This window comes from Cupriavidus sp. FW306-1B-F12B (assembly GCF_058781795.1).
In genome coordinates, this window is record NZ_JBYSXC010000008.1 from 144616 (window position 1) to 171019 (window position 26404).

Below are 26404 nucleotides of genomic sequence, written 5' to 3' on the forward strand. Positions count from 1 at the left end.
GGGTCATGCGACCAACTCTATGTGCGCGCCGGCCTGGGATAAAGGCATGGCGCGGAACAGGAATTGGTACCTGGGGTAACAAGTCGGATGTCCGGCCAGCTTGCATGCCTCTGTACCGCCACGGCCGCCCCTACGCAGTCTGCAATTCGTCGCCGCGCGCCATGCGCCGGATCGCCTGCGGCGGTTGGCCGAAGGCCCGCAGGAAGGCACGCCGCATGCGCTCGCGATCGCCGAAGCCGGTATCCCGCGCCACCACATCGATGGCATGGCGGCCGCTTTCCATCATCAGCCTGGCCGCCTCCACGCGCAGGTGCTCCACTGCCTTGGCGGGGGTCTGCCCGGTCTCGTCACGGAATGCGCGCGCGAACTGCCGCGGGCTCAGGTGCGCCGCATCCGCCAGTTGTTCTACCGAGAGTTCCTGTTGCAGGTTCTGCCGCGCGAAATCCAGCGCGGCACGAATGCGGTCCGAGCGCGGTTCCAGGTCCAGCAGTGCCGAGAACTGTGACTGCCCGCCGGCGCGCCGGTGATACACGACCAGCAACTTCGCCACATCGCGCGCAACCGCAGCGCCCGCGTCCTTCTCCACCAGCGCCAGCGCCAGGTCGATGCAGGCCGACATCCCGGCCGAGGTCCAGACCGGGCCATCGATGATGAAGATGCGGTCCTCTTCCACGCCGACGTTCGGGAAGCGCCGCCGCAACTGCTCCGCGTAATACCAGTGCGTGGTGGCGCGGCGGCCATCCAGCACCCCGGCCTCCGCCAGGTTGAAGGCACCGGTGCAGGTGGCACCGATGCGCCGCGACGTCCGCGCCGCTCGTTGCAGGAACTTCACCAGCGCGGGCGGCGTGGGCAGCACGTCGTTGTCTCCCACCACCAGCACGGTATCGAAGCGGCGCTTGCCAAACGGCTCGGTATTGACGGAAAAGCCACCGGAGCTCAACACGGGTCCGCCATGCTCGGACAACAGGTGGACCTTGTACAGCGGCTCTCCAAGCGAGCGGTTGGCGAACTCCAGCACCGTCGAGACAGCGAGGTTCAGTGCCTGGAAGCCGGGATAGAGGGCAAGGGCCACGTGATGCATCTCGGACTCCTCATGGCAGAAAAGGTGGCATCTATGACATTGGCGTCATGGCCATTGTGCTCCTAATCTTGGTTTCACGCAGCCGGCCGGTCCAGGCCGACCGCTACGGACATCCTCTTCCCACTGAATCTGGAGCTTTGACATGACCACGCACAACCATTCCGGCACCGCCCTCATCACCGGTGCTTCGTCCGGCATCGGCGCCATCTATGCGGAGCGCCTGGCGCGCAGGGGCCACGACCTGATCCTGGTGGCGCGCAACCGCGCGCGGCTGGAAGCACTGGCCCGCCGGATTACCGACGATACCGGCCGCTCGGTCGAGATCGTGACCGCTGACCTTGGCCAGGCCGCCGAAGTGCGACGCATCGAAGAGATCCTGCGCACCGATGCGAGCATCACCACGCTGGTCAACAACGCCGGCTTCGGCGGCGCTGCACCGCTGCTGGATTCGGATGTCGACACCATGCAGGCAATGATCGAGCTCAACGTCACGGCCCTGACCCGGCTCACCTACGCCGCCGCCCCGGCCTTCGTCGCGCGCGGCCAGGGCACGATCATCAATATTGCCTCGATTGTGGCGGTCGCGCCCGAGGTCCTGAACGGTGTCTACGGTGGCTCCAAGGCGTATGTGCTGGCCTTTACCCAGTCGCTGCAGCATGAGCTTGCCGGCAAGGGCGTGCGCATCCAGGCCGTGCTGCCGGGGGCCACCCGCACCGAGTTCTGGGACACCGCCGGCCAGCCGGTCGAGAACCTGCCGCAATCGATGGTCATGAGCGGCGACGACCTGGTCGACGCGGCCCTGGCAGGGCTGGACCAGGGCGAGGTGATTACCGTGCCGTCGTTGCCCGAGGTGGCCCACTGGCACACGTTCGAGGCAGCACGCGCCGCGCTCGGCCCCAATCTTTCGCGTGACCAGCCCGCTGCCCGGTACGGCGTTGCCCGGTAACTGCGTGCGCCGACGGCGCCCGCGCCTGACACCCCACATCGCCGCGATTCACTCTATTCCATTGCGCGCGGCGCAGCCGTGGAACCCCGCACGATCAGCTGCGGCGTCAGTTGCACGGTGACGGCATCCGAAGCTGGCATGTCGATCTTCCTGAGCAGGAGCCGCGCTGCTTCCTCGCCCATTTCATGGACGGCAATGCGCACGGTGGTCAGCGGCGGCGTCAGGGCGTCGGCGAAAGGCATGTCGTTGTGGCCCACCACCGAGACGTCATCGGGGCAACGCATGCCGTGCTCGCGCAGGTAGTCGTAGCAGCCCATCGCCACCAGGTCATTGCCGGCGGCAATGGCGGTCACCTGCGGGAAGGCCGCGAAGAGCTGCTCGCATGCGAGCCGGCCGGCCTCGCGCGAATAGCTGGCGGCTTCCATGACTTGCCATTCCCCGCGGCGCAGGCGGTGGCGCTTGACCGCCTGAAGGAAGCCCTCGCGACGCAGGAAGCCGGTCGACAGCGTGGCGGGTCCGGCAATATGCCCGATGCGGCGGTGGCCCAGGCCGACCAGGTGGTCGACCGTCTGCCGCATGGCCAGCAGGTTGTCGCTCACCACGCAGGACACCCGGCCCGTGTCGTCGCCCCGGTTGACCGTGACCACGGGGATATGCTGCTTGAGGCAGTAGGCGAGTATCGGATCGTCCCGTTCCGCGGTGGCAAGCACCAGTCCTTCGACTTGCCGGCCGATCATCTGGTCGATGACAAAGCGCTGCCGGCTTTTGTCGGTACCGGCATTGACCACGATCGGCACGTAGCCCTGCTGCGCCAGCACCGATTCGATTCCGGCCAGGATAGGCGGAAACACCGGGTTGGAAATATCGGGCAGTACCACGCCCACCAGTCCCGAACGCTGGGTGCGCAGCCCCGCCGCGATGCGGTTGGGGCGGAAGCCGCGCGCCTCGGCAACCTCCAGGATGCGGGCCGCCACGTCCTCAGCCACCAGGTGCCGCGTGGCCGGGTTCATCACTCGCGAGATGGTCGAGTAATGCACGTCGATCTCGGCAGCCAGGTCTTTCAGGGTGAGGCGCTTGCGCTCGGGCATGACGGCAGTTGGCGGGGCGGCAGCCCGGGGAGGGTTGGAAGACACCATTCTAAGCCAGCCCCGCGCCGCCGCCGCACACCTGCCGGGTGCCGCTACTGCCCCGCTTGCACGCCGGATTGCCTGACCACCGGCGCCAGCTTGCCGATCTCCGCCTGGATATAGGCAGCAAACTCCTGCGGCGACGAGCGCTTTGGCTCCGCCCCCTGGGCGGCCAGGCGCTCGCGCACGTCCGGTGCGGCCAAGGCCTTGCCGATCTCGGCATTGAGCGCATCGACGATTTCCTTGGGGGTGCCGGCGGGCGCCAGCACGCCGAACCAGGAGTCGAACGCGTAGCCGGGGAAGCCGGACTCCGCCACCGTGGGAATCTCCGGCAGCGCGCTGGCGCGCCTGGCCGTGGTGACCGCCAGCGCCCGCAGCTTGCCTTGCCTGACGAACGGCATGGCCGATACGCTGGGCGCGAACATCATGTCGCCCCGGCCAGCCATGACGTCGGTCAGCGCTTCGCCCGTGCCCTTGTACGGGATATGGACGATGTCGATGCCGGCCTGCATCTTGAACATCTCGCCGCTCAGGTGGGTTGAGCTGCCGGAACCCGCCGAGTCGAAGTTCAGCGCGCCTGGCGTCGCCTTGGCGGCGTTGACGACGTCCCGCACCGACTTGTACTTGCTGGCGGCATTGACCACCAGCACATTGGGGACCGTGGCCACCAGCGAGACCGGCGCGAAGTCCTTCACCGTGTCATACGAGAGCTTGGGATACAGCGTGGCGTTGATGGCGTGCCCGACCGAAACCAGGATCAGCGTGTAGCCGTCCGGCGCCGCCTTGGCCACGCCGGTGGCGCCCAGGGTGCCGCCGGCGCCGGGGCGGTTGTCGACAATCACCTGGTAGCTGCCGCCCTCGCCCATCTTGCTGCCGATGATGCGCGCCAGGATGTCGGTGGCGCTGCCCGCCGAGAACGGCACCACCAGCCGGATCGGCTTGCCGGGATATTGCGGCTGCGCGTGGGCGGCGGGTGCGGCCGCCAGCATGAGCGATGACGCCAGCGCCAGCACCGTGCCTTGGATGGATCGGATCATTCTGTGTCTCCTCACATCAGAAGAAGTGCCGCATGCCAAGCGCGACCGTCTGCGGGTCAGCACCCGCGCTCACGCCCAGTTCATTGATGGCAAAGTCGTAGATCGCATTGCGCTTGTTGTTGATGCGGCTGTAGTACGCATACAGCGCAGTGCGCTTGGACAGCGGATAGTCGTAGCCGACCGTGACCTGCGTGGCGCCCGTTTCCGCGCCGCTGCGGAAGAAGCCCACGGTCTCGGTCGCATTGCCCGCGCCATTGCTGGCAAGGCCAAAGCCGACGCGCACGCTGCCCGGCCCGAGCTTCTGCACCAGCGAGGCGTAGTACCCGTTGCGGGTCAGGTCGCCGGTCGCGGTGCGGTAGTGGAGCCGTTCATAGAGCAGCGCCACCGTGGTGGTGGGGAACTTGTACGAAACGCCCGCCTTCATCGCATCGTCGTTGCGGCCGGCGGTCTGGTAGTGCTGGTGGACTTCATAGGCCAGCACCACATTGAGCGGTCCGTTGTCGTAGGCGGCCGAGAACGAATACAAGCCGGGATTGCGCGGTACGGTGGTCTTCTCCTCGTTCACGCCCCACGCCGCGGCCCCGCTGAAGCCGGCGAACGACGGCGACTTGTAGACGATGATGTTCTTCTGCCGGCGGTCGAACGAGCTGGTGTCCTGGACGTTGTCGGAGCTGGAGGTGGAGCCGTTGCCGATCAGCGCCATATAGCCGGCGGTGGTCGGATAGTACGGATCGTAGGCGGTGGTCGATTCGGTGTACGGGGTCTGCCAATGCCCCAGGAACAGCGTGCCGGCATCGCCCTGCAGCCCCACCCGCGTATTGCGCCCGGCCACCTGGCCCTGGCCGGTATCGAGCGAAAAATTGCTTTCGATCTGCCAGATGGCTTTCAGGCTGCCGCCCAGCCCTTCTTCGCCGCGCATGCCGAAGACCGAGCGGTTGTTGGTCAGGCGCCCCACGCCGCCAAGGCGCGTACCGTCGGTCGCGGTGTTGGCATAGGAATACTCCAGTGCCGTATTGATGCGCCCGTACAGCGTCACGGCTGACTGCGCGCAGGCCTCGCCGCCACAGGCTGCGGCCATGGCAAACATGAGCAGATGGCTGCGCTTTCCGATGGATTTCATTGATCTCCCCTGGTTTGTCGTGGTTGTTGTGGCCGGGCCGTCCGCCCGATTTTTTTGCAATCGTTTGCAGTCCGGCCCGAGAAAATCAGCGCTTGGGATACGGCATCGCCAGCAGCAGCATCGCCGGCCGATTGCCCGGGTTCGACACCTGCCGCGCTTCGCCCGGCGCCAGGCGCACGGAATCGAACTGGCCCAGCGTCACGCGCTCGTCGGGCGTGGCGATGCAGACTTCGCCTTCCAGCACGACGTAGTGCTTTTCCACGGGCGAGGCATCCATCGACGTATGGCCGCCCGGCAGCAGCACCGAGACCCCCATCCACAAGGCTTCGGACGGTCCCGCTTCATGCCCTTGCAGGCGCAGGCAATGCATGCCTTCGTGGTTGGCCGGGAAATAGGCCGGCGCCTGTGCGAACCGGGTCGTGTTCATGGCTTCAGCACCACGCGTTCGGTCGCGCCCTGCAGGACCGCCCGGTAGGCCTCCTTGGCATCGGAGAGCGCATAGGTGTAGTCGGAAAGGACCGGGAACGGCCGCAGCGCACCCGAGGCAAACATCGGCGCCAGCTGGTCAAGGATGCTCGCGCACGCGTTGCTGTCCAGCGCAAGGGTGTCGACGCCCACATAGGTGTGCTGGCCACGATAGAAGGCGAAGATGTCGAACGGCACCGGCTTCTCGATGGTCGAGATGAAGATCTGCGCCGCGCCAATCGCCATGGCCTGGTTGGCCTGTTCGAAGTAGGGGCTTCCCACTGTGTTGTAGACGATGTCCGCACCGTGCCCGTCGGTCTCTTCGCGCACCACCGCGGCAATGGATTCGCTGCTGGCATCGATCATGCGCACGTCGCCGCTGGCATGGCCACGATACGCCTCCGCGGTGCGCTCCAAGGCAAAAACGCGCGCGCCGAGCGCGGTAGCGATCTGGATCGTTGCCTGCCCCACCTTGCCATTGCCGCCACACACCAGCACGGTGCTGCCAGCCTGCGGCATGCCCGCGCGGCGCAGCCCTTCATAGGCGGTAATGAACGGCACCCCCACGGCGCCGGCTTCCAGCAGCGACACCGACGCCGGCTTGGCGCGCACGGCGCTGGCCTGGATGCGCAGGTACTTGCCATGCGTGCCGTCGCGGCGGATGCCGAGTTCGCCGCCGCTGCCCCAGACCTGCTGGCCCAGCAGTTCGGAGGGACCGTCGACCACCAGGCCTGCATAGTCGCGGCCTGGCGTGCGCGGCCAGACCGCATGCGGCATCAGGCCGAGCGTTGCCTTCACGTCGCTCGGGTTCACGCCGGCGCTGGCCACTTCGATGATGACCTGACCCGCCGCCGCTTCCGGGCGCGGCACGCCGAGCAGCTCGAGCTGCAGGGCATCGATATTGGCGGCTTTCTCGCTGACTCGAATGGTGTTCATGGTGCTTCCTTCCTCAAATATTTCGTTCGGTATGGCCGGGATCAGGCCTCGCGCAGGCCGAGCGTGTGCCGGGCCTCGGCCGACGATGCAATCTCGCCGCCAAGCGACCTGACGATGTCGCGCGCCTTGGCCACCAGCGCGGCGTTGCTCGGCGCCAGCACGCCCTTCTCCAGATAGATGTTGTCTTCCATGCCGACGCGCACGTGTCCGCCTGCAAGCCATGCCTGGGCCACGATCGGGAACTCCGCGCGGCCGATGCCGAAGGCCGACCAGTGGGCGCCGGCGGGCAGCATGTTGCGCGCATAGAAGATGGTTTCCGGCGTGGGCGCAAAGCCGTACTTCACGCCAAGCACCAGGGTCCACAGGCCGGGGCCGTCCAGCACACCCTCACGGATGAAGTCGAGCGCCATGTTGAGGTCGCCGGAATCGAAGATCTCCAGCTCGGGCATGACGCCGGCCGCGCGGATCACGCCGGCCATCTTGCGTACGTTGGTGGGCGTGTTGATGACCACGTCGCCACCGGAGTTCATGGTGTTCAGGTCGAGCGAGCAGACGTCCGGGCGCAGCGCCGCGATGTGTTCGACGCGCTTCGCGGGATGCAGCAGCGTGGTGCCCGGCGCCGCCACGCGCGGCTCGTCCTCGCTCGGCACGAAGCGGCCGCCGGGTCCGGTGGTGAGGTTGATGATCAGCGAGCGGTTGCGCTTGCGGATGCGGTCGATGACATCGGCGTAGTAGTCGAGCGACATCGACGGCCGTCCGGTTTCGGGGTCGCGCACGTGGATGTGGGCGGCAGCTGCGCCGGCCTCGGCGGCTTCCAGCGCGGCGTCGGCAATCTGGGCCGGCGTCACCGGCAAGCCGGGGTGCTGCTCCGGGGTGACGATATTGCCGGTCACCGCGCAGGTGATGATGGTCTTGCGTGCGTGCATGAGCGAAGGTCAGTGGTGGAAATGCGGTTGGGTGGACATGCGGGGCCTGGCCTATCCGAGCTGGCGGCCGCCGTCCACGACGATGGTGGTGCCGGTGGCAAAGCGCAGTGAGGTCGCGCAGGCCGCGATGGCATCGGCCACGTCCTGTGCCTGGCCAACACGTTTTAGCGGCGTCGACCTGGCGGCGCGCTCGTTGAAACCGCTGTCGCGTCCCGGCACGAAAGCGGTATCGACCACGCCTGGTGAAACGTTCAGCACGCGGATTTGCGGCGCCAGCGCGCGCCCGAGCGACATCGCCATGACATCGAGCCCGGCCTTGGCAGCGCAGTACGCAACGTTGCTGCCCTGCCCCGTACGGCCGGCGATGGACCCGACATTGACCACCAGCCCGTCGCCATTGGCGCGCAGGTGCGGCGCGAACGCACGGATCGCGGCAAACTGCCCGCGCCAGTTGACGGCAAACAGTTCATCGATCAGCGCATCGTCCAGCGCGTCCAGGTCGGCGTGCGGGATCGCCCGCGTAAAGCCTGCGGTGTTCACCAGGATATCGACGCGGCCGTAGTGATGGATGACCTCGTCGGCCAGCGCGCGCAGCGAGGCGCTGTCGGCAACCTCGGCCACGGCGGCAAGATGGTTGCCGGCCGGCAAGGCCGCCGCGGCACTGGCCGCCTTGTCGGCGTCGCGCCCGGTCAGCACCACGCTCGCGCCAAGGCGCGCCAGCGTTTCACCGGCGGCAAAGCCGATCGCACCGGTGCCGCCGAGGATCACGGCCACCTTGCCGGAAAGAGAATTAGCACTCATGGTTCTTTTGGGAATGGGTCAGGGTAAGTCGATCGGGTCGTCAGTCGATCGGCGGCTTCGGGAAGGTCTGCTCGCCGGGCTCCAGCGTGAAATCGAACGCCAGCGTGTAGAACGGTGCCGGCAAATCGCCCCACGGGCTGCGGCCATGGTGGTGTAGCCGGAGATCGCCAACCAGTTGCCGTTGCACGCCGAACGTGACATCGGATTCCAGCTTTTCCGGCGTGTCGGCAAACACCTGGGTCACGAGCGTGCGGTAGCCCGGCGCCGCAACGATGAAATGGATATGCGCCGGCCGGTACGGATGGCGCTGCTGTGCGGCCAGCAACGTGCCTACCGGGCCGTGGGTCGGCACCGGATACCCTGCAGGCCGTACCGTGCGGAAGTGATAGCCGCCGCTTTCATCGGTATGGAAGCAGCCGCGCAGGTTGCGGTCGGGTTGCGTCGGATCCTGGTTGTCATACAGTCCCACCGGCGACGCCTGCCAGATCTCGACCAGCGCGCCTGGCAGCGGCGTGCCATCGGTCGCCCGCACGGTGCCGCTGACCAGCAGCGGCAAGCCAGGCGCATCGTCCTGCACCACGCAGTCACCGCAGTCATAGCGCGGCGCGTTGGCGCGATAGAACGGGCCGAGCAGCGCGCCGGGCGTGCGCCCGTCCCTGGTGCTGTTGTTCATGGCTGTCACCAGCGTCGACAGCCCCAGCACGTCGGCAGCCAGGACAACCTCGTTGTGCTTGGCATTGGTCGCATGGCCGAGACTGGCGATATACCCCAGGGCAAGCTCGAATTCCTCGTCGGACAGCCGCACCTCGGACAGGAAGCCGTGGAGGTGCCGCACCAGGGAATCCATGATGAAGCGCAAGCGGGGATTCGTCGTATTGGCCATGGCCGCCTGGACCACGCCTGTCACCGAGTGTTCATCCTCGATCAGCGCCAGGCGCTCGCCTTGTGGCGCCTGCCGCTCGCTGGAAGTTTTCATGTCTGATCTCCTTTGCAAACGTTTGCATTATCGACGGTTCGGACGGATGGTCAAGGCGGAAATTCGTCACCATCGCGACCTGCAACGGCTGCCGCGCTATCAGAATCACAATCAAAACAAGGGAGTACGGGCGATTTTCGGGAGAAACCCTAGGTGCAGGCAGAGGCGTCGAATGTGGCGCATAGGCCTGTCCCAGTTCTTTGCCGATGCGGCTCCCCAACCCGTTCGCGCATGGATTTGTACCCGTCTGTATCACGCTGCCACAACGATACGTGTTCCGACAGAGACACCCCTCACGCGCTACGGGGCAGATACATCGATCGCCTTAAATGCATTCCGTGGCCCGGCGGCGAACATCAACCAAGCCAGTCCCTGCCGCGCAATACCGAACCCAAACCTTTAAGGAAGACGATCATGACTACCCACAACATCGCCAAGCGTTTTGTCTTCGCCATCGCCCTGGTTGCCGCCGCTGCCGGCGCGCAGGCCGCCGCACCGTCCCAAGCGGGCGCGCGGGACCCGTTCACCGACGGTGCCCGCTCCGTGCAGGAGGCACGCAGCCCATACAGCGATGGCGCGCGCGCAGTCGACCCGTTCACGGACGGTGCGCGCAACGTGGATCCGTACTACGACGGCGCGCGCACCCTGTCCGGCCTGGACCGCACCGGCGTTTCGGCGGACCCGGCGCGCAGTGTCGATCCCTATCTTGACGGCGCCTACGCCTGAGCCCCGACTTTCTGAATAAACAAGGAACGCATCATGACCCGTATCGAAAAAGTGCTGTACACCGGCAAAGTCCACATCACTGCAGGCGGACGCGACGGCGAAGCCCACAGCGACGACGGCCGGCTGAAGCTTCAACTGTCCTCGCCGGGCACCAAAGGCCCGGGCACGAACCCGGAGCAATTGCTCGCCGCGGGATGGTCGGCGTGCTTTATCGGCGCGATCGGCCTGGCCGCCGGCAAGATGAAAGTGAAGCTGCCGGCCGAGCTCTCGGTCGACGCCGAGGTTGACCTGGGCACGGCTGGCGAGGCCTATCTGCTGCAGGCCCGGCTCAATGTCCACATCCCCGGCATTGACCGTGAAGTGGCCCAGGCGCTGGTGGATACCGCGCACCGGACCTGCCCGTACTCGAAGGCCCTGCACGGCAACATCCACGTCGAAACCAACCTGGTCTGACGCACACCGTGACCTGCCTGAGGCAACCGGGCAGGTCATCTTCCAGAAGGAGGCTCCCATGCCGAAGATTGGCATTTCGGTGCAGGCTGCGGCACTGAATATCCCGCCAGGCACGTTCCATGGCATTACCCTGATCGGGGCCGTGGTGGCTGCCGTTACGACTTTCCTGACGCTCACCGCAGCGCTACCCGCCTGGGCCATGTTCCTGGGCTGGGTCGCATTCAACACAGGCTCGCAGACGGCGCGCGAAGGCGCAGCGAACCTTGCGGCATTCCTGCTCGGCATTGTCTTCGGTGCTGCGACCGGACTGCTGATTGGATGGCTGACGCCGCGCTTCGGTGACCTGGCTACACCGCTCGCGGTGTTCGGCGACGTGGTACTCGTGCTCAGCCTGCGCGCGCTGCCCCGGATCAACAATCCGCTTGCCTATTTCCTTGGCCTGATCAGTTTCTTTGCTGCGAGCCAGCCACCGTCGCTGATGTTGCTAGGGGCGCTGGCCGCTGCCGGTGTGCTCGGCGCGATCGGCGCCGGTATCAGCAACGTGCTGCAAGCGCGACTTGCGCGCGCAGCTTGAGTCGGGTTGTCTGCGCCTGCGACGGCCGTCGCAGGCGCCTCCTTCCCGGTTCCTGACATCCCTTCCAATTTCCACGAGCACGAATCATGCGCACGCTTCTTCGCACCGCAATGGTTGCGGCCGGCATCGCCGCGATCTATTTCATCGGCACGGGCGCCAACGCCCTCCGCCCCAGTGTCGGGGACCAGGGCGGCGCGCCCGAGTTCGCGGGCATCAACCAATGGCAGAACTCGCCGCCGTTGTCGATGGACGCATTGCGCGGCAAGGTCGTGCTGGTCGACTTCTGGACCTATTCGTGCATCAACTGCATCAACACCTTGCCGTACGTAAAGCAGTGGCACGAGAAGTACAAGGGCCAGGGGCTGGTCGTCGTGGGTGTGCACACGCCAGAGTACCCATTCGAAAAATCGACCGACAACGTGCAGGCAGCGCTCAAGCGCTTCGATATCCGTTATCCGGTTGCACAGGACAATGCGTATGCCACGTGGTCGGCATTCCGCAACCAGTACTGGCCGGCCAAGTACCTGATTGATGCCAATGGCCGGATCGTCTACCAGCACTTCGGAGAGGGAGGCTACGCCGAAACCGAAGCAGCCATCCGCAAGCTGCTGGCGGACCGCATCGGTGCCTGATCGAAGGCAGGCCAAGTCTTTAGGAAAGGACACTGATCATGACCCTGCTGATACTCGCCTACCTTGGGGGTGTACTGACCATCCTGAGCCCGTGCATCCTGCCCGTCCTGCCCTTTGTCCTCAGCCGCACCGGCCAGCCGTTCCTGCGCGGCAAGCTGCCGATGCTGGCCGGCATGGCACTGACCTTTTCCGCCATAGCCACGCTGGCGTCGGTGGGCGGCGCATGGGCCGTGCGCTTCAACGAGTACGGGCGCCTCGCCGCCCTGGTCCTGCTGGCAGTCTTCGGGCTGTCCCTGCTCCTGCCGAAGCTGGCGAGTACCCTCGCGCGGCCTGTGGTGGCGCTCGGCAACCGGCTGGCTGCCAGCAACTCGACCACGGCGCCTTCGTCCTCGCAGGCTTCTCCATGGAGCTCGCTGCTGCTTGGCGTCGCCACCGGCATGCTGTGGGCCCCATGCGCCGGCCCGATCCTCGGTCTTGTGCTGACAGGTGCGGCCCTGAATGGCGCGAGCGTATCGACTTCGCTGACGCTGGCTGCCTATGCCGCCGGGGCAGCCACCTCTCTAGCCGCCGCGCTCGGCATCGGCGGCCACGTGCTCACTGCAATGAAGCGGTCAATGGGCGCTGGCGAATGGCTGCGTCGAGGTCTGGGTGCGGGTGTGCTGGGCGGGGTACTTGTCATCGGACTCGGTGCCGACACCGGCCTGCTGGCACGCTTGTCCGCAGCCGGACCGGCACGGATCGAGCAGGCGCTGGTCGATGCGCTGCGCAAGGAGCGGCTTGCGCCGCAAGCCAGGAATGACGCCAACCGCGGTGGCGTGCTGCTTGCCACAAATGAAACACCCGTGCTCGTCCCGAGCCACTTGCCCGTGGAGGGTCGCCTGCCTTCGCTCGATGGTGCAACGCAATGGATCAACTCCCCGCCGCTGTCGCGCGACCAGCTGCAGGGCAAGGTCACACTGGTCTATTTCTGGACCTACTCTTGCATCAATTGCATTCGCACCCTCCCCTACCTCCGGGCCTGGGCGGAGAAGTACAAGGATCGGGGCCTGACGGTAGTCGGCGTGCATACGCCCGAGTTCGCCTTCGAGAAGACACCGGCGAACGTCCGCCGCGCGATCGCAGATTTCCGCATTGGCTTCCCCGTGGCAGTCGATAACGACTACCGCATCTGGCGCGCATTCAGGAACAGCTACTGGCCCGCCGCCTACTTTGTCGACGCCCGCGGCAATATCCGCCACCACCAGTTCGGCGAGGGCAACTACGCCAATTCCGAGCGCGTCATCCAGTCGCTGCTGGCGGAGGCCGGCAATCGGTCGGTGGCACGCGATGTGGTCGCCCCCGACGCGCGTGGCGCACAGGCGGCACCGGACCTTGACAACGTTCGCTCCGTCGAAACCTACGTCGGTTACATGCAAGCGGAGAATTTCGCCTCTCCTGGGGGCACCCGGCAGGACGCACCGCGCGCGTACACAGTCAGCAAGCTTCGCCTCAACGAGTGGGGCCTGTCAGGCAGCTGGACCGTCGGTGCCGAGCAGGCAACGCTCAACCGCGCCGGCGGCGGAATCGCCTATCGCTTTCACGCGCGCGACCTGCACCTTGTGCTGGGGCCTGCAGCCGATGGCCGGGCAGTGCGTTTTGTAGTAACGGTCGACGGCAAGCCCCCAGGCGACAGCCACGGCTCGGACACCGATGCAGCCGGCAATGGCGCGGTCACACAGACACGGCTCTATCAGCTGGTACGCCAGGAGGGCGACGTAGGCGAGCGCACTTTCACGATCCGGTTCCTGGACCCCGGTGCCCAGGCTTATGCCTTCACCTTCGGCTAGTGTCCTGTCCCGCTAATAGCTTGTGCTCGTCAGGCTAGGCGCAAGGAGGCGCCATAGCCGTAGCTATGGCAACGACGAGCAACGACGCATGGCGGGCAACTGGGCGATTTCATATCGAGTTTATTTGCGGGACAGGACACTACGAAACAAGCGCAGAGCGCTGCTCAATCTTTGCTTGCTTCCTGCCCGATGTGCCGGACATCGGTGCCCTTGATGATGTAGATCGTGAATTCAGCGATGTTCGTGGCGTGGTCGCCGATGCGTTCGATCGCCTTGGCGATGAAGAGATAGTCGAGCGACACGGAGATCAGCTTCGGGTTCTCCATCATGTAGCTCATGAGCTTGCGCACGAAGCCGCGGAATTCTTCATCGAGGGCGCGATCTTCCTGCACGATTTCTGCCGCGGCAGCGGCGTCGAGCCTGGCAAAGGCATCCAGGGCCTTACGGAGCATTTCGACAGCGAGTGCAGTGGAGACGCGGAGCTCGGAAAAGTCGATGGTCGGGCGCGACACTTCGCAGATGATGTGCTTCGAGCGCGTCGCGATGTGGTAGGCCTCGTCTCCTGCACGCTCCAGGTTGGTGATGGTCTTCGAGATTGCCATCAGCAGTCTCAGGTCGCGAGCCGTGGGCTGCCGCCGGGCGATGATGTCGCTGCAATGCGCGTCAATTTCGACTTCCTGCCGGTTGACACGCGCCTCCGTCGCGATGACGTTCTCCGCAAGGCTCACATCGAATGTCTCCAATGCACGGATTGCCGACTGAACCTGCGCCTCTATCAGCCCGCCCATCTGCAAGACTTCCGTGGAGATATCGGCAAGGTCGGCATCGAACTGGCTGGACAAGTGTTTCTCGGTCATGGGGCGTCCCCGTTCAGCCGAAACGTCCGGTGATGTAGTCTTCCGTGGCCTGCTGAGTTGGCTTGAGGAAGATCTGGTTGGTCTGGCCATGTTCGATCAGCTCGCCGATGTACATATAGGCGGTGTAGTCGGACACCCGAGCCGCTTGCTGCATGTTATGGGTCACGATCAGGATGGTGACGCGTGCCCGCAGCTGGCTGATGAGTTCTTCGATACTGGCCGTGGCAATCGGGTCCAGTGCCGAGGTTGGCTCGTCGAACAGCAGGATCTCAGGGTCGGTGGCCAGGCATCGTGCGATGCAAAGACGCTGCTGCTGTCCGCCGGACAAGGTCATAGCCTGGGCCTGAAGACGGTCCTTGACCTCGTCCCACAGAGCAGCATCCCGCAGGGCCACCTCGACGCGTTCATCGAGCATGGACCGACTCTTCGCCCCCCGCAGGCGCAGCCCATAGGCAACGTTTTCGTAGATCGACTTGGGGAAGGGATTTGGCTTCTGGAAGACCATGCCGATGCGCATGCGCACTTCTATGGGATCGACTCTGGGATCGAGGATATTGGTGTTGTCGGGATAGAGGCGGATGTCGCCCTCGTACCGGTTGCCCGGGTAGAGGTCATGCATGCGATTGAAAGATCGCAACAAGGTCGACTTGCCGCAGCCAGAGGGGCCGATCAGGGCAGTGACACGCTTCTCCTGGATGGGCAGGTTGACGTCCTTGAGCGCCTGGAAGGTTCCATAGTAGAAGCTGAAGTTGATCGCAGCCGCCTTCACAGGAGTCGGATCCAGGGCATGCGCCTTCAGCTCTTGCGCGATGGCATTGCGTGCCGGAGCGGCGTAACCGGCCTGGTCTGACACGGGAATGGCGTTGCTTACCACTTGATGTCCCTCCTCAGGCGATAGCGAATCCAGATCGCAAGTCCGTTCATCGAAAGTGTCATCAGGACCAGGATAAACCCGGCTGCAGCGGCGTTCTGCTGAAAGGCTTCCTCGGGGCGGGAGGTCCAGTTGAACATCTGGATCGGCATCACGGTGAAGCCTGACCAGAGCCAATCAAGATTGATCCAGGGGAATCCTGGCTCGAACGGCGACGGTGGCAGGAATGCGATAAAGGTGAGTGCGCCGATGGTTATGATGGGGGCGGTCTCGCCAATGGCGCGCGACATGCCAATGATGACGCCGGTCATGATGCCGGGCATGGAGTATGGGACGATGTGGTCACGGGTTACCTGCCACCGGGTGGCACCCAGCCCGTACGCGCCTTCACGAATATGCTGCGGGATGGCGCGAATCGCCTCGCGTGTGGCCACGATAACGACCGGAAGAATGAGCAGTGCGAGCGTCAGGCCAGCGGAGAGGATGCTCTGGCCGAAGCCAAAGGCATAGACGAAGATCCCAAGTGCGAGCAGGCCATAGATGATGGAGGGCACGCCAGCCAGGTTGGTGACGTTGATCTCGATCACGTCGGTGACCAGGTTCTTGGGTGCGTATTCTTCCAGGTAGGTGCCGGCGGCAATCCCCAACGGAACGGCTGCCATGGCCGTCACCAGCATCACCAGCAAGGAGCCGACCCAGGCGGAAAGTATGCCGGCCTGCGCAGCCCGCCTCGACGGAAAGTTGGCGAAGAACTCCGGTGTGAGACGTTCCCAGCCCGTATAGGCCATCTGGACGAAGAGCGCAACGAAAGTCAGGATGCCGACAAGCAGGGCGATAAAGCCTGCAATGGCGAAGAACAGGTCCCAACGCTTATTGGACTTGATGATGACGCGCATCGCGTCGAGTGGCGGCTGGTGCATGGACGTACCCTTCAATAGGCCTCGCGATAGCGGCGGCGAATGATGTGCCCCAGAATGTTGAAGAACAGCGTCATCAGCATCAGCGTCAACCCCGCGGCGAAGATGGATTGGTAGCCGATGGAGCCATGCGGGAGGTCGCCCAGCGCCACCTGCACGATGTAAGCGGAGATGGTCTGGGCAGGCTCCATGGGATTGATAGTGAAATTTGGCTGCATGCCGGCGGCCACCGCAACGATCATGGTTTCGCCCACGGCACGGGAGATCCCCAGGATGTAGGCGGACATGATTCCGGACAACGCGGCAGGCACGACGACTCGCACCGAGGTCTGGAAGCGTGTGCCGCCCATGGCATAGGAGCCTTCGCGGATGCTCATTGGCACCGCCCGCATCGCGTCTTCGGCCAGCGAACTGACGTAGGGGATGATGGCGATGCCCATCACGAGCCCGGCCGAAAGCATATTGAAGCCCGGCAGCGAAGGGATCAGCGCTTGCAGCAGCGGCGTGATGACCGTAAGGGCGAAGTAGCCGTAGACGATGGTGGGAATGCCGCCAAGCAATTCAAGGAACGGCTTGATGACTTCCCGGAGCGAGGGATTGGCGAACTCCGAGAGATAGATGGCAATCACGGTGCCAAGCGGAATGGCGACGGCCAGCGCGACCAGTGATGTGCTCAAGGTGCCCAGCAGCAGCGGCAGGATGCCGTAGCGGGGTTCTGCGAAGAGCGGCGTCCACAGCGTATCGGTGAAAAATTGCCAGACGGGAATGCTGCCGAAGAAGTGCGCCGACTCGCTGACCAGGACCCCCACGATGCCCACGGTCGCAATAGCGGAAACCGAGGCGGCAAGAAAGAGGACGCCCTCGATCACGCGTTCCTTTGTGTTCCGGAAGGCTTTTCTGGCAAGCCGCTCGCTGACCACATGTGGGGTGATGTCCGTGGGAGCGGTTGCGGTAGAGGGTTCTGGCATGGCAGCCTTCAGGCGAGCATCCTGGCCCTGGCGCGGGTGCCGGCCCGCGCCAGGCATCGGTTACAGCTTTGCTTCGCGAGCCAGCAGGGAATCGATGGTGACCGCCACGTCGGGTTCACCGCCAAACACCGTGCCAAGCTTCTTCTTCGCCAGGTGCTCCGCTGCAATCGTATAGGCCCTGGCGGGGAGGGGAACATATTTCACCTCGGAAGCCAGGCGCGCCCCGTGCTGAAGGTAGTAGGCAACGAAGTCCTTGACCTCGGGCTTCTCGAGCGACTTCTCATTGACGTAGATGAAGATCGGCCGCGAAAGCGGATTGTATGAACCATCCAGGACGGCACTGGCGCCCGGAGCCACGGCCTTGCCGCTCTTGTTGACGATAGGGACGGCCCTCAGTTTGCCCTTGTTCTCTTCATAATAGGCGTAGCCAAAATACCCGAGGCCGTTCACATCGCGCGAGACGCCCTGCACCAGGACATTGTCGTCTTCGGAGGCGGTGTAGTCGCCGCGGGAAGACTTGGCCTTGCCGACAATGGCTTCCGTGAAATAGTCAAAAGTACCCGAATCCGAGCCTGCGCCGAACAGCTTCAGGGGTGCGTCCGGGAACGAAGGATCGACTTGCTTCCAGGTCGTGACCTTGCCTTGTGCCGCCGGCTCCCACATCTTCTTGAGCTGCTCCACAGTCAGTTGCCTGACGAAAGTGTTCTTCGGGTTGACGACGACAGTCAGCGCGTCGAAGGCAATAGGAAGCTCGTAGTATTTGACGCCCGTCTGCGCGCACGCTTCCATTTCCTGCTTCAGGATAGGGCGCGAGGCGTTCGAGATATCGGTTTCGCCGCGGCAGAACTTCTTGAAGCCGCCGCCGGTGCCGGAGATGCCCACAGTGACCTTGGCCGCCCCTTTCCTGGCCTTCTGGAAATCTTCAGCTACGGCTTCGGTGACCGGATAGACGGTACTGGAGCCGTCGATCTTGACAATGGCCTGGCCGTGCGCGGCCTGGGTGCTGATCGCAAACGCAGCAACCACCAGTGCAGCGTGAGGATTGAAGCGCATCTTGAACCCCCTTTGTCTCGATGGGTGGACAGAGCCAGAATGGAAACTGCGATTCTGCAAATCTAGTTCTATGAATGCATTGTGACTAAACGATGACAGTGAAGTGACTGTCCGTGACAAGTGCATAAAACGTCCCCGCACAGTCTTGGGATGACGTGCCTCAACAGCTCGCTGCCCGGTCACCTTCAGAAGCGCTTTCCATGTGACGTCCTAACCTTTGCGCGCGTAGAGACTCGGTGGCTGGCCGACGTGCCGGCTGAACGCGGTGCTGAAGGTACTCGCCGAGCCGTAGCCGACGCGTTCAGCAACTTCGGCGATCCCGAAGTCATGGCGACGGAGCAGGTCCTTCGCCACGGCCATGCGCCAGGCGACCAGGTATTCCATCGGTGGCATTCCCACGGCGCGCGTGAAGCGCTCAAAAAAGGTCGAGCGCGACAGCGCGGCCTTCCTTGCGAGCTGGGCCACCGTCCACGAGCGCGCGGGATCGGCGTGCATCTGCCGCATCGCCGACGCGAGTCGCGCATCGGCCAGGCCGCGCAGCAACCCCGGGGGCGCGTCCTCCCCCGACGTTGAGCGCAGCGCTTCGATCAGCAGCACCTCCACCAGGCGCGTGAGCACGAGCTCGCGGCCCGACCTCCGTTCACCCGATTCCTCGCCGACGAGCCGGACGATGGCCGAAAGCCGCTCGGCGCCGCGCACATGCACCAGCGCCGGCAACAGCGACACCAGTAACGCGGCATTGGACGAGTCGAAGACGAAGTAGCCGCCGAGCAGTCGCACATCGGGGCGTCCACCGCGCCTGCCGTGACGAACTTCGCCCATCGGCGCGGACGTCACTTTCGGGTCGATGCACTCGGGCGCCACCGGCTCAAAGCCCGACAAGGTGAAGCCCGGCGTTGCCGGCAGGAGCACGAAGTCGCCCGCCTCAAGCGTGAGGGCATGCTGGCCGTCGACGGCGAGACGACAACTGCCCTCGAGCACGGCGCAGAAGCTTGGCTGGCCGTAGTCAGCGTAGCGAACACCCCAGCGGCCGGCGCCGCTGATGCGCTTCGAGAACACGGCACGCGGCTGGAGCAGCGAGATGACTTCTGACAGGGGATCGCTCATCCGCGGACGATTGCAAATGAAATCTGGACTTTTCATTGTAGGAAGTCCGTCGCATGCCCGCTATCGTTACCGACATCAAAACCAACACCGAAACCTCCATGAAAACCGTGCTGATTACCGGCTGCTCCTCTGGCTATGGCCTTGAAACCGCGCGCCACTTCCACTCGCAGGGCTGGAACGTCATCGCCACCATGCGAACGCCGAACCAAGACCTCTTGCCCCGATCCCACCGGATCCGCGTGCTGGCGCTCGACGTGACAAAGCCCGAAAGCATCGCCGCCGCGCTTGCAGCGAGCGGGCCCGTCGACGTGCTCGTCAACAACGCGGGCATTGGCCTGTTTGGCGCCTTCGAGGCCACGCCGATGGCCACGACGCGCGAGGTGTTCGAGACCAACACGTTCGGGGTAATGGCGATGACCCAGGCGGTGCTGCCCCAGTTCCGTGCGCGCAGGTCGGGCGTGGTGGTGAACGTGACCTCCAGCACGACGCTGGCGCCGATGCCGATGGTGGCCGTCTACACCGCGAGCAAGATGGCCATCGAAGGCTTCACCGCGTCGATCGCGTTCGAGCTCGAAGCGTTCAACGTGAGCGTGAAGCTGGTCGAGCCAGGCTACGGACCGACCACGCGCTTTACCAGCAACGGGGGACCGCGCATGGAGGGCCTGATCCCCGAGGCGTACGCGCCTTTCGCGCAGCGCATCTTTGCTTCACTCTCGCAACCGGCAGCGGTGACGACCGAGGCCGATGTGGCCGAAGCGGTGTGGCGTGCCACCAGCGACAGGTCCGGGCTGCTTCGGTTTCCGGCAGGTGCCGATGCGGTAGCGCTGGCTCATTCGGGATGAGCGTCGAAGGGCATCTGGCCCTTCGACGGTTCGCCGCACCAGGTATCGGAGCCCAATCGCCCCGGATGCTGGCACATCCCGACACGCCCGAGGCATAATCGTGAAACTGGTTTCACCGAGACCCGAATCCTATGCCGCGCCCAGTTACCCGACCTGTGTCCGACCAGAAACCTGCAGAGAAGCTCACCATCCAGGACGTTGCCGACTATGCGGGCGTCTCCAAGGCAACCGTATCGCGCTACCTGAACCGGGGCGGCGAGCAGTTGTCCGCGGACGTGGAGGCGCGCGTCGCCGCGGCCATCCGCGCGCTCGGCTACAGCCCCAGCCCGATGGCGCAGGGGCTCAAGCGCGGCAAGTCGCGCCTGATCGGGCTGGTGGTCGCGGATGTCTCCAATTCGTTCTCGGTGGCCGTGCTGCGCGGCGTCGAGAAGGCCTGCCGCGACGCCGGCTATATGGTGATGCTGTTCAACCTCGGCAATGACGAGCAACTTGAGCGCGAAGCCATCCGCTCGCTGTCCGCCTACCGGGTCGAAGGCTTTATCCTGCACACGCTGGGCCACGATGCCGGCGCCCTGGCCGATGCGGCGCAGTTGGGCAAGCCAGTGGTACTGGTCGACCGCAAGGTCGGCGATGCCGAAGTCGACCTGGTGGCCCTGGACAACCAGACCGCCGTCCAGGAAGCCGCCGGCCACCTGGTCGAAGCCGGCTATCGGCGCCTGCTGTTCATCAGCGAGCCGATCAAGGCCATCAGCTCGCGCAACGAGCGCGCGCGCGCGTTCCAGGCCTTTGTCGCCGAACACGCGGACACGGTTGGCGGGACCGTTTTTGAAGCCCAGCGGGGTGACGACGAGGCCCTCGATGAAGCGCTGCGCGCCCTGCGCCGTGGCGCCGGACAGGCACCCGTTGCGGTGCTGGCGGCCAACGCAGTGATCTCGCTGCGCGTGGCCGCATCGGCCGCCAGACTGGGTTGGCAGCTTGGCACCGACCTGGGCCTGATCGGCTTCGATGATCCGGAATGGGCGGCATTGGTCGGCCCCGGCCTCAGCGCCATTTCCCAGCCCACCGACGATATCGGGCGCGTCGCCACCAACTGCCTGATCGAGCGCCTGCAAGGCGCGCAACTGCCGCCGCGCCGGGTGCTGTTGCCCGGCACCTTGGTCACGCGCGGATCCACGCGCCGCGCCTGACTGCAGAGCCGCTCCCCACCGGCTTCCACCGCGCCCGCTAGATCCACGCCTGCACCCGCTTCGCACGTACCGCGGGTGCCTGACGTGGCTGTTTCCGCATCCGTCGAACGCAGTTTTTGCCCGTAAGGGTTTCCACTGTTGGATCCCTGAAACCGGTTTCCTATAATCCTGAAACCGGTTTCAAGACGGTGCTTGCCGAAACGCTGCGACGCCAGCGACACACCCATATACGTGCAGGAGACATAAATGAACGTTCAACGCTTGTTGCGCCGCGTAGCCGCGCCCGTGCTGACTCTGCTGGTCCTGACCAGCGCCGCTTTCACCGCCCAGGCGCAGACCGTCGCCGAGATCGTCAAGAAGGGCAAGGTCACCATCGGCGTGGTGACCGGCGCCCCGCCCTTCGGCACCACGGACGCCACCGGCAAACCCGCCGGCTATGACGTCGACGTGGCCAACCTGCTCGGCAAGTACCTGGGCGTTCCGGTCGATATCGTCCCGCTCACCTCACCCAGCCGGATTCCGGCGCTGGAGGCCGGCAAGGTCGATTTCCTGGTGGCGACGCTGGCGCCGACGCCCGAGCGGGCGCGGGCCATCATGTTCAGTGCGCCCTACAGCGCGTTCGAGCTGACCATCTTTGCGCCCGTCGCCGCCAAGTACGCCAAGCTGACTGAGCTCGGGAAGAAGAAGGTCGGCGTGACGCGCGGCACCACACAGGACACCGCGCTGACCCGGCTGGCCGTGCCCGGCATGAACATCGTCCGCTTCGAGGACGATGCCACCTGCGCGCAGGCGCTGATCAGCAACCAGGTCGAAGCCATTGCCCTGCCCAATACCACCGGCAACGAGATCATGAAGGCGCGCGGCGCCGGCAAGTTCGACGCCAAGTTCGCGTTCTCGGTGCAACCCAATTCGATGGCCGTGCGCCGCGACGCCTTCGAGCTGCGCCAGTGGCTCAACACCACCATCTCCTACGTCAAGCTGAACGGCGAACTCGACGCCATTGCGCAGAAGTGGACCGGCAAGGCGCTGCCCACGCTGCAAGCGTTCTGAACCAGGCCGTCTGAGGTTGCGCGCCGGCGCCAGCCGGCGTGCCAGGAGACCCGCATGAACTACCAATTCGAATGGACCCCGGTGCTGTCGCAGCTGGACCGCTTCGCGGAAGGCGCGGCGATGACGCTGGCGCTCAGCTTCGGCTCGATCCTGCTTGGCACCGTGGTCGGCACCGCCGGCGCGATTGCCGCCGCTTTTGGCGGTCCGTGGCTGCAGCGTGCCACCAGGGCATATGTCGAAGCCATCCGCAACACGCCCTTCCTGATCCAGCTCTTCATCATCTTCTTCGGCTTGCCGACCGTGGGCCTGCAGATCGATGCCGTCACCGCCGCGGTGATCGCGATGACTGTCAACCTCGGCGCCTACTCGACGGAGATCATCCGGGCCGGCCTGCAGGCGGTTCACCGCTCGCAACTTGAGGCCGCCGCCGCGCTGGGCATGACACGCTGGCAGCTGATCCGCCACGTCGCCCTGGTGCCGGCCTTCGAGAAGGTCTATCCGGCCCTGACCAGCCAGTTCACGCTGATGATGCTGACCTCGAGCGTGGTGTCGACGATCTCGGTGGAAGAGCTGACCGCGGTCGCCAGCCAGGTCGATTCGCAGACTTTCCGCACCTTCGAGAGCTACATCCTGGTCATGTTCATCTACATCGGGCTGGCACTGCTGCTGCGCGCCATGTTCGGCCTGATCGGCAACCTGGTGTTCAAGCGGCGCCGCGTGGTGGCGCGCGCACGAAAGCTGGCCCGCACGGCCCGGATCGTGCCGCTGGCGCAAACGGAACTGACGGCAGCGGTTGCTGGGAGCGCGAAATGATCACCGAGTTCTCCTGGAATCATCTTGAAATGCTGCTGCTGGCGGCACGCTGGACGCTGTGGGTGACCTTGCTCGCCTTCGTCGGCGGCACGCTGGCCGGTTTTCTGGTGGCACTGGCGCGTACCTCCGGAAGCCCGCTGCTGCGCCTGGCCAGCACGGCCTATATCCAGGTCGTGCAAGGCACGCCGGTGCTGATCGTGCTGTTCCTGAGCTACTACGGACTCTCCGTGCTCGGGCTCAAGCTGTCGCCGATGGTCGCGGCCATGCTGGCGATGTCGATCTACGCCAGCGCCTACCTTGGCGAGATCTGGCGCGGCTGCATCGAGGCCGTGCCGCAAGGACAGTGGGAGGCCAGCGAAGCGCTTGCCCTCACCCGCTGGCAGCAGCTGCGCTACGTGGTGCTGCCGCAGGCCGTGCGGCTGGCCTTGCCGCCCACGGTCGGGTTCTCGGTCCAGCTGGTCAAGAACACCTCGATCACTTCCATCATCGGCGTCATCGAACTGACCCGCGCCGGCCAGCTGATCAACAACGCGACCTTCCAGCCCTTCGCGGTCTTCGTCGTCGTCGCACTTATCTACTTCGCGCTCTGCTTCCCGCTGTCGGCGGCAGCCCGGCGCATGGAAAGGAGGCTCCATGTCAATCGTTGAAGCACAAGGCGTGCACAAGTCGTATGGCGCCGTCGAAGTCCTGAAGGGCGTTTCGTTTGCGATCGAGCCGGGCCAGGTGGTCGCCATCATCGGCCGCAGCGGCTCCGGCAAGAGCACCATGCTGCGTTGCCTGAACGGCCTGGAGACGATCAACGCCGGCAATATCACCGTCGCCGGACACAAGCTGGATCACGACCGCAAGCGCCTGCTCGACCTGCGCCGCGACGTGGGCATGGTGTTCCAGAGCTACAACTTGTTTCCGCACCTGACCGTGGGCGAGAACATCGCGCTGGCGCCGTCCATCGTGAAGAAGATGGCAGCCGGCAAGATCGACGGCATCGTCGACCAGGTGCTGACCCAGGTCGGCCTGCTCGACAAGAAGGACTGCTACCCCGAGCAGCTCTCGGGCGGCCAGCAGCAGCGCGTGGCCATCGCCCGTTCGCTGGCGATGGAGCCCAAGGTAATGCTGTTCGACGAGGTCACCTCCGCGCTCGACCCCGAGCTGACGGCGGAAGTGCTTCGGGTCATGGAGAACCTGGCCGCCTCCGGCATGACCATGGTGCTGGTCACGCATGAAATGGAGTTCGCGCGCCGCATGGCGCATACCACCATCTTCATGCACCAGGGCAAGGTCCACGAGGCGGGGCCATCGAAGGCGCTATTCGCGCAGCCGCGGACACCGGAACTGCTGCAATTCCTCGGCGCGGGAGCACTGAAATGAGCCAGTGGCAAGCAGATGGTGCTTCGCGCCCGCCGGTGCTGATCTCGTTGACAGCCTATGGCGCCGACCTCGCCCTGCGCGACGGACAGGCCGCGCTGGCGCGGATTGCCGCGGCAGCCGGCGCGGACGGCGTGGAATTCCGCGGCGAACTCCAGCGCGGGCACAAGGATGAAGTCATTGAACAGCGCGAGGTCGCGCGGCAGCATGGGCTGAGCGTGGTCTGGTCCAGCCCGGAAGGCCTCTGGAGCGAAGCCGGCAGCCTCGATGCCGCCGCGCTCGACCGTGCCTTCACGACCGCGCTGGCGCTCGGTGCGACCCGGGTCAAGATGTCGCTTGGCGGCTATCGGCAAGGCACGGCACTGGAAGCACTGCTTCCCTGGCTGCGGCACGATGGCATCGAACTCGTCGTGGAAAACGACCAGACCGCCCAGGCCGGCACCGTGCCGCCGCTGCGCGATTTCTTCGCGCGTATCATGGCGCTCGGCGAGAACGTGCCGATGACCTTCGACATGGGCAACTGGCACTGGACCGGCGAAGACCCGCTCGACGCCGCGCAGGTCTTCGGCGCCGGCGTCGGCTACGTGCACTGCAAAGGCGTGCAGCGCACGCCCGCCAAATGGATCGCGGTGCCGCTGGACCAGTCGGCGGCACCCTGGCGCAGCGTCTTGCGCCGCCTGCCCACGCACGTTGCGCGTGCGATCGAATTCCCCCTGCAAGGCGAAGACCTGGTGCAGGTCACGCGCCATCATGTCGAACTGCTGCGCTCGGTGGAGGTCCCCGCATGAGCACCGATCTTGACGTGGTCACGCTGGGCGAGGCGATGCTGATGCTGGTCGCCGGCGAAGCCGGGCCGCTCGAAGGCGCACAGACCTTCCACAAGCGCACCGCCGGTGCCGAGACCAACGTGGCCATCGGCCTGTCGCGCCTGGGCCTGAAGGTCGGATGGGCCAGCCGCCTGGGCGACGACTCGATGGCGCGCTACCTGCTCGGTGAAATGCAGCGGGAAGGCGTGGATTGCAGCCAGGTGGTGTGCGAGCCCGGTGAGCGCACCGGTTTCCAGTTCAAGGGCCGGGTCGACGACGGCAGCGATCCGCCCGTCGAATACCACCGCCGCGGCTCGGCGGCCAGCCGCATGAACCCGGAGCACCTGGACGGCAGGTGGCTGCGGCGCTCGCGGCACCTGCACGTCACCGGCGTGTTCCCCGCGCTGGCCGCAGGCACGCAGGCTGCCACGCGCCAGGCCATCGCCACCATGCAGGCCGCCGGCCGCACGATCTCTTTCGATCCCAACCTGCGGCCCACGCTGTGGGCCTCGCCCGAGTTGATGCGGGAGACGCTGAACGACCTGGCGCAGCAGTGCGACTGGGTGCTGCCCGGCATCGAAGAGGGCCACTTCCTCACCGGCCACGCCGAGCCGGAACGCATTGCCGCCTTCTACCGCGCGCGCGGCGCCAGGCTGGTGGTGGTGAAGCTGGGCGCCGACGGCGCCTACTTCGATGGCGAGGCCGGCACCGGCCATGTCGAGGCATTCAGCGTCGAGCGTGTCGTCGACACCGTTGGCGCCGGCGATGGCTTTGCCGTGGGCGTGATCAGCGCGCTGCTGGAGGGCCGCCCGGTGGCCGATGCCGTCCGGCGCGGCGCCTGGATCGGCGCCCGCGCGGTGCAGGTGCGCGGCGATACCGAAGGCCTGCCGACCCATGCCCAGCTGGCGGCCGCCATGTTGTGATGCCACTGCAAGGATTACC

Annotated in this window: 29 protein-coding genes; 14 read left to right on the top strand and 15 right to left on the bottom strand. The window is 65.3% G+C overall.

Going from position 1 to position 26404, the window contains the following annotated elements:
* Positions 1–130: 130 nt before the first annotated feature.
* Positions 131–1081 carry a GlxA family transcriptional regulator gene (locus AC3WLE_RS15645; protein WP_492319507.1) on the bottom strand — a complete coding sequence of 317 codons (951 nt, stop codon included), beginning with the start codon at positions 1079–1081 and terminating at the stop codon, positions 131–133.
* Between the two features lie 142 nt (positions 1082–1223).
* Between AC3WLE_RS15645 and AC3WLE_RS15650 the strand changes: the two genes are divergently transcribed.
* Positions 1224–2027, top strand: coding sequence for an SDR family NAD(P)-dependent oxidoreductase (locus AC3WLE_RS15650; RefSeq protein ID WP_492355986.1), 804 nt, complete (start codon positions 1224–1226; stop codon positions 2025–2027).
* A gap of 53 nt (positions 2028–2080) precedes the next feature.
* Here the strand turns inward: AC3WLE_RS15650 and AC3WLE_RS15655 are convergent, their stop codons facing one another.
* The 8 genes from AC3WLE_RS15655 to AC3WLE_RS15690 form a co-directional block, all read right to left on the bottom strand.
* A complete protein-coding gene (locus AC3WLE_RS15655) occupies positions 2081–3115 on the bottom strand; it encodes a LacI family DNA-binding transcriptional regulator (RefSeq protein WP_492319505.1) in 1035 nt (344 codons plus the stop codon).
* A 92-nt stretch (positions 3116–3207) separates the two neighbouring features.
* Positions 3208–4191: a tripartite tricarboxylate transporter substrate binding protein gene (locus tag AC3WLE_RS15660; RefSeq protein WP_492355985.1), complete on the bottom strand. Its 984-nt coding sequence runs from the start codon at positions 4189–4191 to the stop codon at positions 3208–3210.
* Positions 4192–4207: 16 nt separating this feature from the next.
* On the bottom strand, positions 4208–5311 hold the full coding sequence (locus AC3WLE_RS15665; RefSeq protein WP_492355984.1) for a porin: 1104 nt from the start codon (positions 5309–5311) through the stop codon (positions 4208–4210).
* Positions 5312–5396: 85 nt separating this feature from the next.
* Entirely contained in the window at positions 5397–5738 is a 342-nt protein-coding gene (locus tag AC3WLE_RS15670; protein ID WP_492319502.1) for a cupin domain-containing protein, read from the bottom strand.
* A complete protein-coding gene (locus AC3WLE_RS15675; protein WP_492355983.1) occupies positions 5735–6712 on the bottom strand; it encodes a quinone oxidoreductase family protein in 978 nt (325 codons plus the stop codon). The genes AC3WLE_RS15670 and AC3WLE_RS15675 overlap by 4 nt, the downstream gene beginning before the upstream one ends.
* A gap of 41 nt (positions 6713–6753) precedes the next feature.
* Complete coding sequence (locus AC3WLE_RS15680; RefSeq protein ID WP_492355982.1) at positions 6754–7638, bottom strand: beta-keto acid cleavage family enzyme; 885 nt, start codon at positions 7636–7638, stop codon at positions 6754–6756.
* A 51-nt stretch (positions 7639–7689) separates the two neighbouring features.
* On the bottom strand, positions 7690–8439 hold the full coding sequence (locus AC3WLE_RS15685; protein ID WP_492319499.1) for an SDR family NAD(P)-dependent oxidoreductase: 750 nt from the start codon (positions 8437–8439) through the stop codon (positions 7690–7692).
* Positions 8440–8479: 40 nt separating this feature from the next.
* Positions 8480–9415, bottom strand: coding sequence for a dioxygenase family protein (locus tag AC3WLE_RS15690; protein ID WP_492319498.1), 936 nt, complete (start codon positions 9413–9415; stop codon positions 8480–8482).
* 414 nt (positions 9416–9829) lie between these two features.
* On the opposite strand from AC3WLE_RS15690, the gene AC3WLE_RS15695 reads away from it, so the two are divergent.
* From AC3WLE_RS15695 to AC3WLE_RS15715, 5 genes are all read left to right on the top strand, one after another.
* Positions 9830–10141, top strand: a complete 312-nt coding sequence (locus AC3WLE_RS15695) for a hydroxyquinol 1,2-dioxygenase (protein WP_492319497.1) — start codon at positions 9830–9832, stop codon at positions 10139–10141.
* A gap of 33 nt (positions 10142–10174) precedes the next feature.
* Complete coding sequence (locus tag AC3WLE_RS15700; RefSeq protein WP_492319496.1) at positions 10175–10594, top strand: organic hydroperoxide resistance protein; 420 nt, start codon at positions 10175–10177, stop codon at positions 10592–10594.
* A 58-nt stretch (positions 10595–10652) separates the two neighbouring features.
* Positions 10653–11168: a DUF1097 domain-containing protein gene (locus AC3WLE_RS15705; protein WP_051591497.1), complete on the top strand. Its 516-nt coding sequence runs from the start codon at positions 10653–10655 to the stop codon at positions 11166–11168.
* 86 nt (positions 11169–11254) lie between these two features.
* Positions 11255–11800 (top strand): thioredoxin family protein, encoded by a 546-nt coding sequence (locus AC3WLE_RS15710; protein ID WP_492355981.1) that lies wholly within the window; start codon positions 11255–11257, stop codon positions 11798–11800.
* 38 nt (positions 11801–11838) lie between these two features.
* A complete protein-coding gene (locus AC3WLE_RS15715) occupies positions 11839–13626 on the top strand; it encodes a cytochrome c biogenesis protein DipZ (protein WP_492355980.1) in 1788 nt (595 codons plus the stop codon).
* A 164-nt stretch (positions 13627–13790) separates the two neighbouring features.
* Here AC3WLE_RS15715 and phoU read toward each other — a convergent pair whose 3' ends face one another.
* The 6 genes from phoU to AC3WLE_RS15745 form a co-directional block, all read right to left on the bottom strand.
* A complete protein-coding gene (phoU, locus tag AC3WLE_RS15720; protein ID WP_492319494.1) occupies positions 13791–14483 on the bottom strand; it encodes a phosphate signaling complex protein PhoU in 693 nt (230 codons plus the stop codon).
* Between the two features lie 13 nt (positions 14484–14496).
* Positions 14497–15282, bottom strand: a complete 786-nt coding sequence (gene pstB / locus AC3WLE_RS15725; RefSeq protein ID WP_492319612.1) for a phosphate ABC transporter ATP-binding protein PstB — start codon at positions 15280–15282, stop codon at positions 14497–14499.
* 68 nt (positions 15283–15350) lie between these two features.
* Positions 15351–16274 (bottom strand): phosphate ABC transporter permease PstA, encoded by a 924-nt coding sequence (gene pstA, locus AC3WLE_RS15730; protein ID WP_492355979.1) that lies wholly within the window; start codon positions 16272–16274, stop codon positions 15351–15353.
* Positions 16275–16285: 11 nt separating this feature from the next.
* Positions 16286–17239: a phosphate ABC transporter permease subunit PstC gene (gene pstC / locus AC3WLE_RS15735; RefSeq protein ID WP_492319492.1), complete on the bottom strand. Its 954-nt coding sequence runs from the start codon at positions 17237–17239 to the stop codon at positions 16286–16288.
* A gap of 60 nt (positions 17240–17299) precedes the next feature.
* Positions 17300–18292 carry a PstS family phosphate ABC transporter substrate-binding protein gene (locus AC3WLE_RS15740; RefSeq protein WP_492319491.1) on the bottom strand — a complete coding sequence of 331 codons (993 nt, stop codon included), beginning with the start codon at positions 18290–18292 and terminating at the stop codon, positions 17300–17302.
* Positions 18293–18502: 210 nt separating this feature from the next.
* Positions 18503–19399, bottom strand: coding sequence for an AraC family transcriptional regulator (locus AC3WLE_RS15745; RefSeq protein ID WP_200872552.1), 897 nt, complete (start codon positions 19397–19399; stop codon positions 18503–18505).
* Between the two features lie 98 nt (positions 19400–19497).
* On the opposite strand from AC3WLE_RS15745, the gene AC3WLE_RS15750 reads away from it, so the two are divergent.
* The 8 genes from AC3WLE_RS15750 (at position 19498) to AC3WLE_RS15785 (ending at position 26385) form a co-directional block, all read left to right on the top strand.
* Positions 19498–20241, top strand: a complete 744-nt coding sequence (locus AC3WLE_RS15750; protein ID WP_492319611.1) for an SDR family oxidoreductase — start codon at positions 19498–19500, stop codon at positions 20239–20241.
* Between the two features lie 131 nt (positions 20242–20372).
* Positions 20373–21428, top strand: a complete 1056-nt coding sequence (locus AC3WLE_RS15755) for a LacI family DNA-binding transcriptional regulator (protein WP_492319490.1) — start codon at positions 20373–20375, stop codon at positions 21426–21428.
* Positions 21429–21674: 246 nt separating this feature from the next.
* Positions 21675–22478, top strand: coding sequence for a transporter substrate-binding domain-containing protein (locus tag AC3WLE_RS15760; protein ID WP_492319489.1), 804 nt, complete (start codon positions 21675–21677; stop codon positions 22476–22478).
* Positions 22479–22532: 54 nt separating this feature from the next.
* Positions 22533–23291, top strand: coding sequence for an amino acid ABC transporter permease (locus tag AC3WLE_RS15765; protein ID WP_492319488.1), 759 nt, complete (start codon positions 22533–22535; stop codon positions 23289–23291).
* Positions 23288–23938 (top strand): amino acid ABC transporter permease, encoded by a 651-nt coding sequence (locus tag AC3WLE_RS15770; protein ID WP_492340418.1) that lies wholly within the window; start codon positions 23288–23290, stop codon positions 23936–23938. The genes AC3WLE_RS15765 and AC3WLE_RS15770 overlap by 4 nt, the downstream gene beginning before the upstream one ends.
* Positions 23925–24659: an amino acid ABC transporter ATP-binding protein gene (locus AC3WLE_RS15775; protein WP_492351369.1), complete on the top strand. Its 735-nt coding sequence runs from the start codon at positions 23925–23927 to the stop codon at positions 24657–24659. Before AC3WLE_RS15770 ends, AC3WLE_RS15775 begins: the two co-directional genes overlap by 14 nt.
* A complete protein-coding gene (locus AC3WLE_RS15780) occupies positions 24656–25444 on the top strand; it encodes a sugar phosphate isomerase/epimerase family protein (RefSeq protein WP_492319485.1) in 789 nt (262 codons plus the stop codon). Before AC3WLE_RS15775 ends, AC3WLE_RS15780 begins: the two co-directional genes overlap by 4 nt.
* On the top strand, positions 25441–26385 hold the full coding sequence (locus AC3WLE_RS15785) for a sugar kinase (protein WP_492355978.1): 945 nt from the start codon (positions 25441–25443) through the stop codon (positions 26383–26385). Before AC3WLE_RS15780 ends, AC3WLE_RS15785 begins: the two co-directional genes overlap by 4 nt.
* The last annotated feature ends 19 nt before the right edge of the window (positions 26386–26404 follow it).

Excerpts from the sequence above, each read along its gene's own strand:
- AC3WLE_RS15645 (WP_492319507.1), bottom strand. The coding sequence starts at position 1,081 with ATGCATCACGTGGCCCTTGCCCTCTATCCCGGCTTCCAGGCACTGAAC.
- AC3WLE_RS15650 (WP_492355986.1), top strand. The coding sequence starts at position 1,224 with ATGACCACGCACAACCATTCCGGCACCGCCCTCATCACCGGTGCTTCG.
- AC3WLE_RS15655 (WP_492319505.1), bottom strand. The coding sequence starts at position 3,115 with ATGCCCGAGCGCAAGCGCCTCACCCTGAAAGACCTGGCTGCCGAGATC.
- AC3WLE_RS15660 (WP_492355985.1), bottom strand. The coding sequence starts at position 4,191 with ATGATCCGATCCATCCAAGGCACGGTGCTGGCGCTGGCGTCATCGCTC.
- AC3WLE_RS15665 (WP_492355984.1), bottom strand. The coding sequence starts at position 5,311 with ATGAAATCCATCGGAAAGCGCAGCCATCTGCTCATGTTTGCCATGGCC.
- AC3WLE_RS15670 (WP_492319502.1), bottom strand. The coding sequence starts at position 5,738 with ATGAACACGACCCGGTTCGCACAGGCGCCGGCCTATTTCCCGGCCAAC.
- AC3WLE_RS15675 (WP_492355983.1), bottom strand. The coding sequence starts at position 6,712 with ATGAACACCATTCGAGTCAGCGAGAAAGCCGCCAATATCGATGCCCTG.
- AC3WLE_RS15680 (WP_492355982.1), bottom strand. The coding sequence starts at position 7,638 with ATGCACGCACGCAAGACCATCATCACCTGCGCGGTGACCGGCAATATC.
- AC3WLE_RS15685 (WP_492319499.1), bottom strand. The coding sequence starts at position 8,439 with ATGAGTGCTAATTCTCTTTCCGGCAAGGTGGCCGTGATCCTCGGCGGC.
- AC3WLE_RS15690 (WP_492319498.1), bottom strand. The coding sequence starts at position 9,415 with ATGAAAACTTCCAGCGAGCGGCAGGCGCCACAAGGCGAGCGCCTGGCG.
- AC3WLE_RS15695 (WP_492319497.1), top strand. The coding sequence starts at position 9,830 with ATGACTACCCACAACATCGCCAAGCGTTTTGTCTTCGCCATCGCCCTG.
- AC3WLE_RS15700 (WP_492319496.1), top strand. The coding sequence starts at position 10,175 with ATGACCCGTATCGAAAAAGTGCTGTACACCGGCAAAGTCCACATCACT.
- AC3WLE_RS15705 (WP_051591497.1), top strand. The coding sequence starts at position 10,653 with ATGCCGAAGATTGGCATTTCGGTGCAGGCTGCGGCACTGAATATCCCG.
- AC3WLE_RS15710 (WP_492355981.1), top strand. The coding sequence starts at position 11,255 with ATGCGCACGCTTCTTCGCACCGCAATGGTTGCGGCCGGCATCGCCGCG.
- AC3WLE_RS15715 (WP_492355980.1), top strand. The coding sequence starts at position 11,839 with ATGACCCTGCTGATACTCGCCTACCTTGGGGGTGTACTGACCATCCTG.
- phoU (WP_492319494.1), bottom strand. The coding sequence starts at position 14,483 with ATGACCGAGAAACACTTGTCCAGCCAGTTCGATGCCGACCTTGCCGAT.
- pstA (WP_492355979.1), bottom strand. The coding sequence starts at position 16,274 with ATGCACCAGCCGCCACTCGACGCGATGCGCGTCATCATCAAGTCCAAT.
- pstC (WP_492319492.1), bottom strand. The coding sequence starts at position 17,239 with ATGCCAGAACCCTCTACCGCAACCGCTCCCACGGACATCACCCCACAT.
- AC3WLE_RS15740 (WP_492319491.1), bottom strand. The coding sequence starts at position 18,292 with ATGCGCTTCAATCCTCACGCTGCACTGGTGGTTGCTGCGTTTGCGATC.
- AC3WLE_RS15745 (WP_200872552.1), bottom strand. The coding sequence starts at position 19,399 with ATGAGCGATCCCCTGTCAGAAGTCATCTCGCTGCTCCAGCCGCGTGCC.
- AC3WLE_RS15750 (WP_492319611.1), top strand. The coding sequence starts at position 19,498 with ATGAAAACCGTGCTGATTACCGGCTGCTCCTCTGGCTATGGCCTTGAA.
- AC3WLE_RS15755 (WP_492319490.1), top strand. The coding sequence starts at position 20,373 with ATGCCGCGCCCAGTTACCCGACCTGTGTCCGACCAGAAACCTGCAGAG.
- AC3WLE_RS15760 (WP_492319489.1), top strand. The coding sequence starts at position 21,675 with ATGAACGTTCAACGCTTGTTGCGCCGCGTAGCCGCGCCCGTGCTGACT.
- AC3WLE_RS15765 (WP_492319488.1), top strand. The coding sequence starts at position 22,533 with ATGAACTACCAATTCGAATGGACCCCGGTGCTGTCGCAGCTGGACCGC.
- AC3WLE_RS15770 (WP_492340418.1), top strand. The coding sequence starts at position 23,288 with ATGATCACCGAGTTCTCCTGGAATCATCTTGAAATGCTGCTGCTGGCG.
- AC3WLE_RS15775 (WP_492351369.1), top strand. The coding sequence starts at position 23,925 with ATGTCAATCGTTGAAGCACAAGGCGTGCACAAGTCGTATGGCGCCGTC.
- AC3WLE_RS15780 (WP_492319485.1), top strand. The coding sequence starts at position 24,656 with ATGAGCCAGTGGCAAGCAGATGGTGCTTCGCGCCCGCCGGTGCTGATC.
- AC3WLE_RS15785 (WP_492355978.1), top strand. The coding sequence starts at position 25,441 with ATGAGCACCGATCTTGACGTGGTCACGCTGGGCGAGGCGATGCTGATG.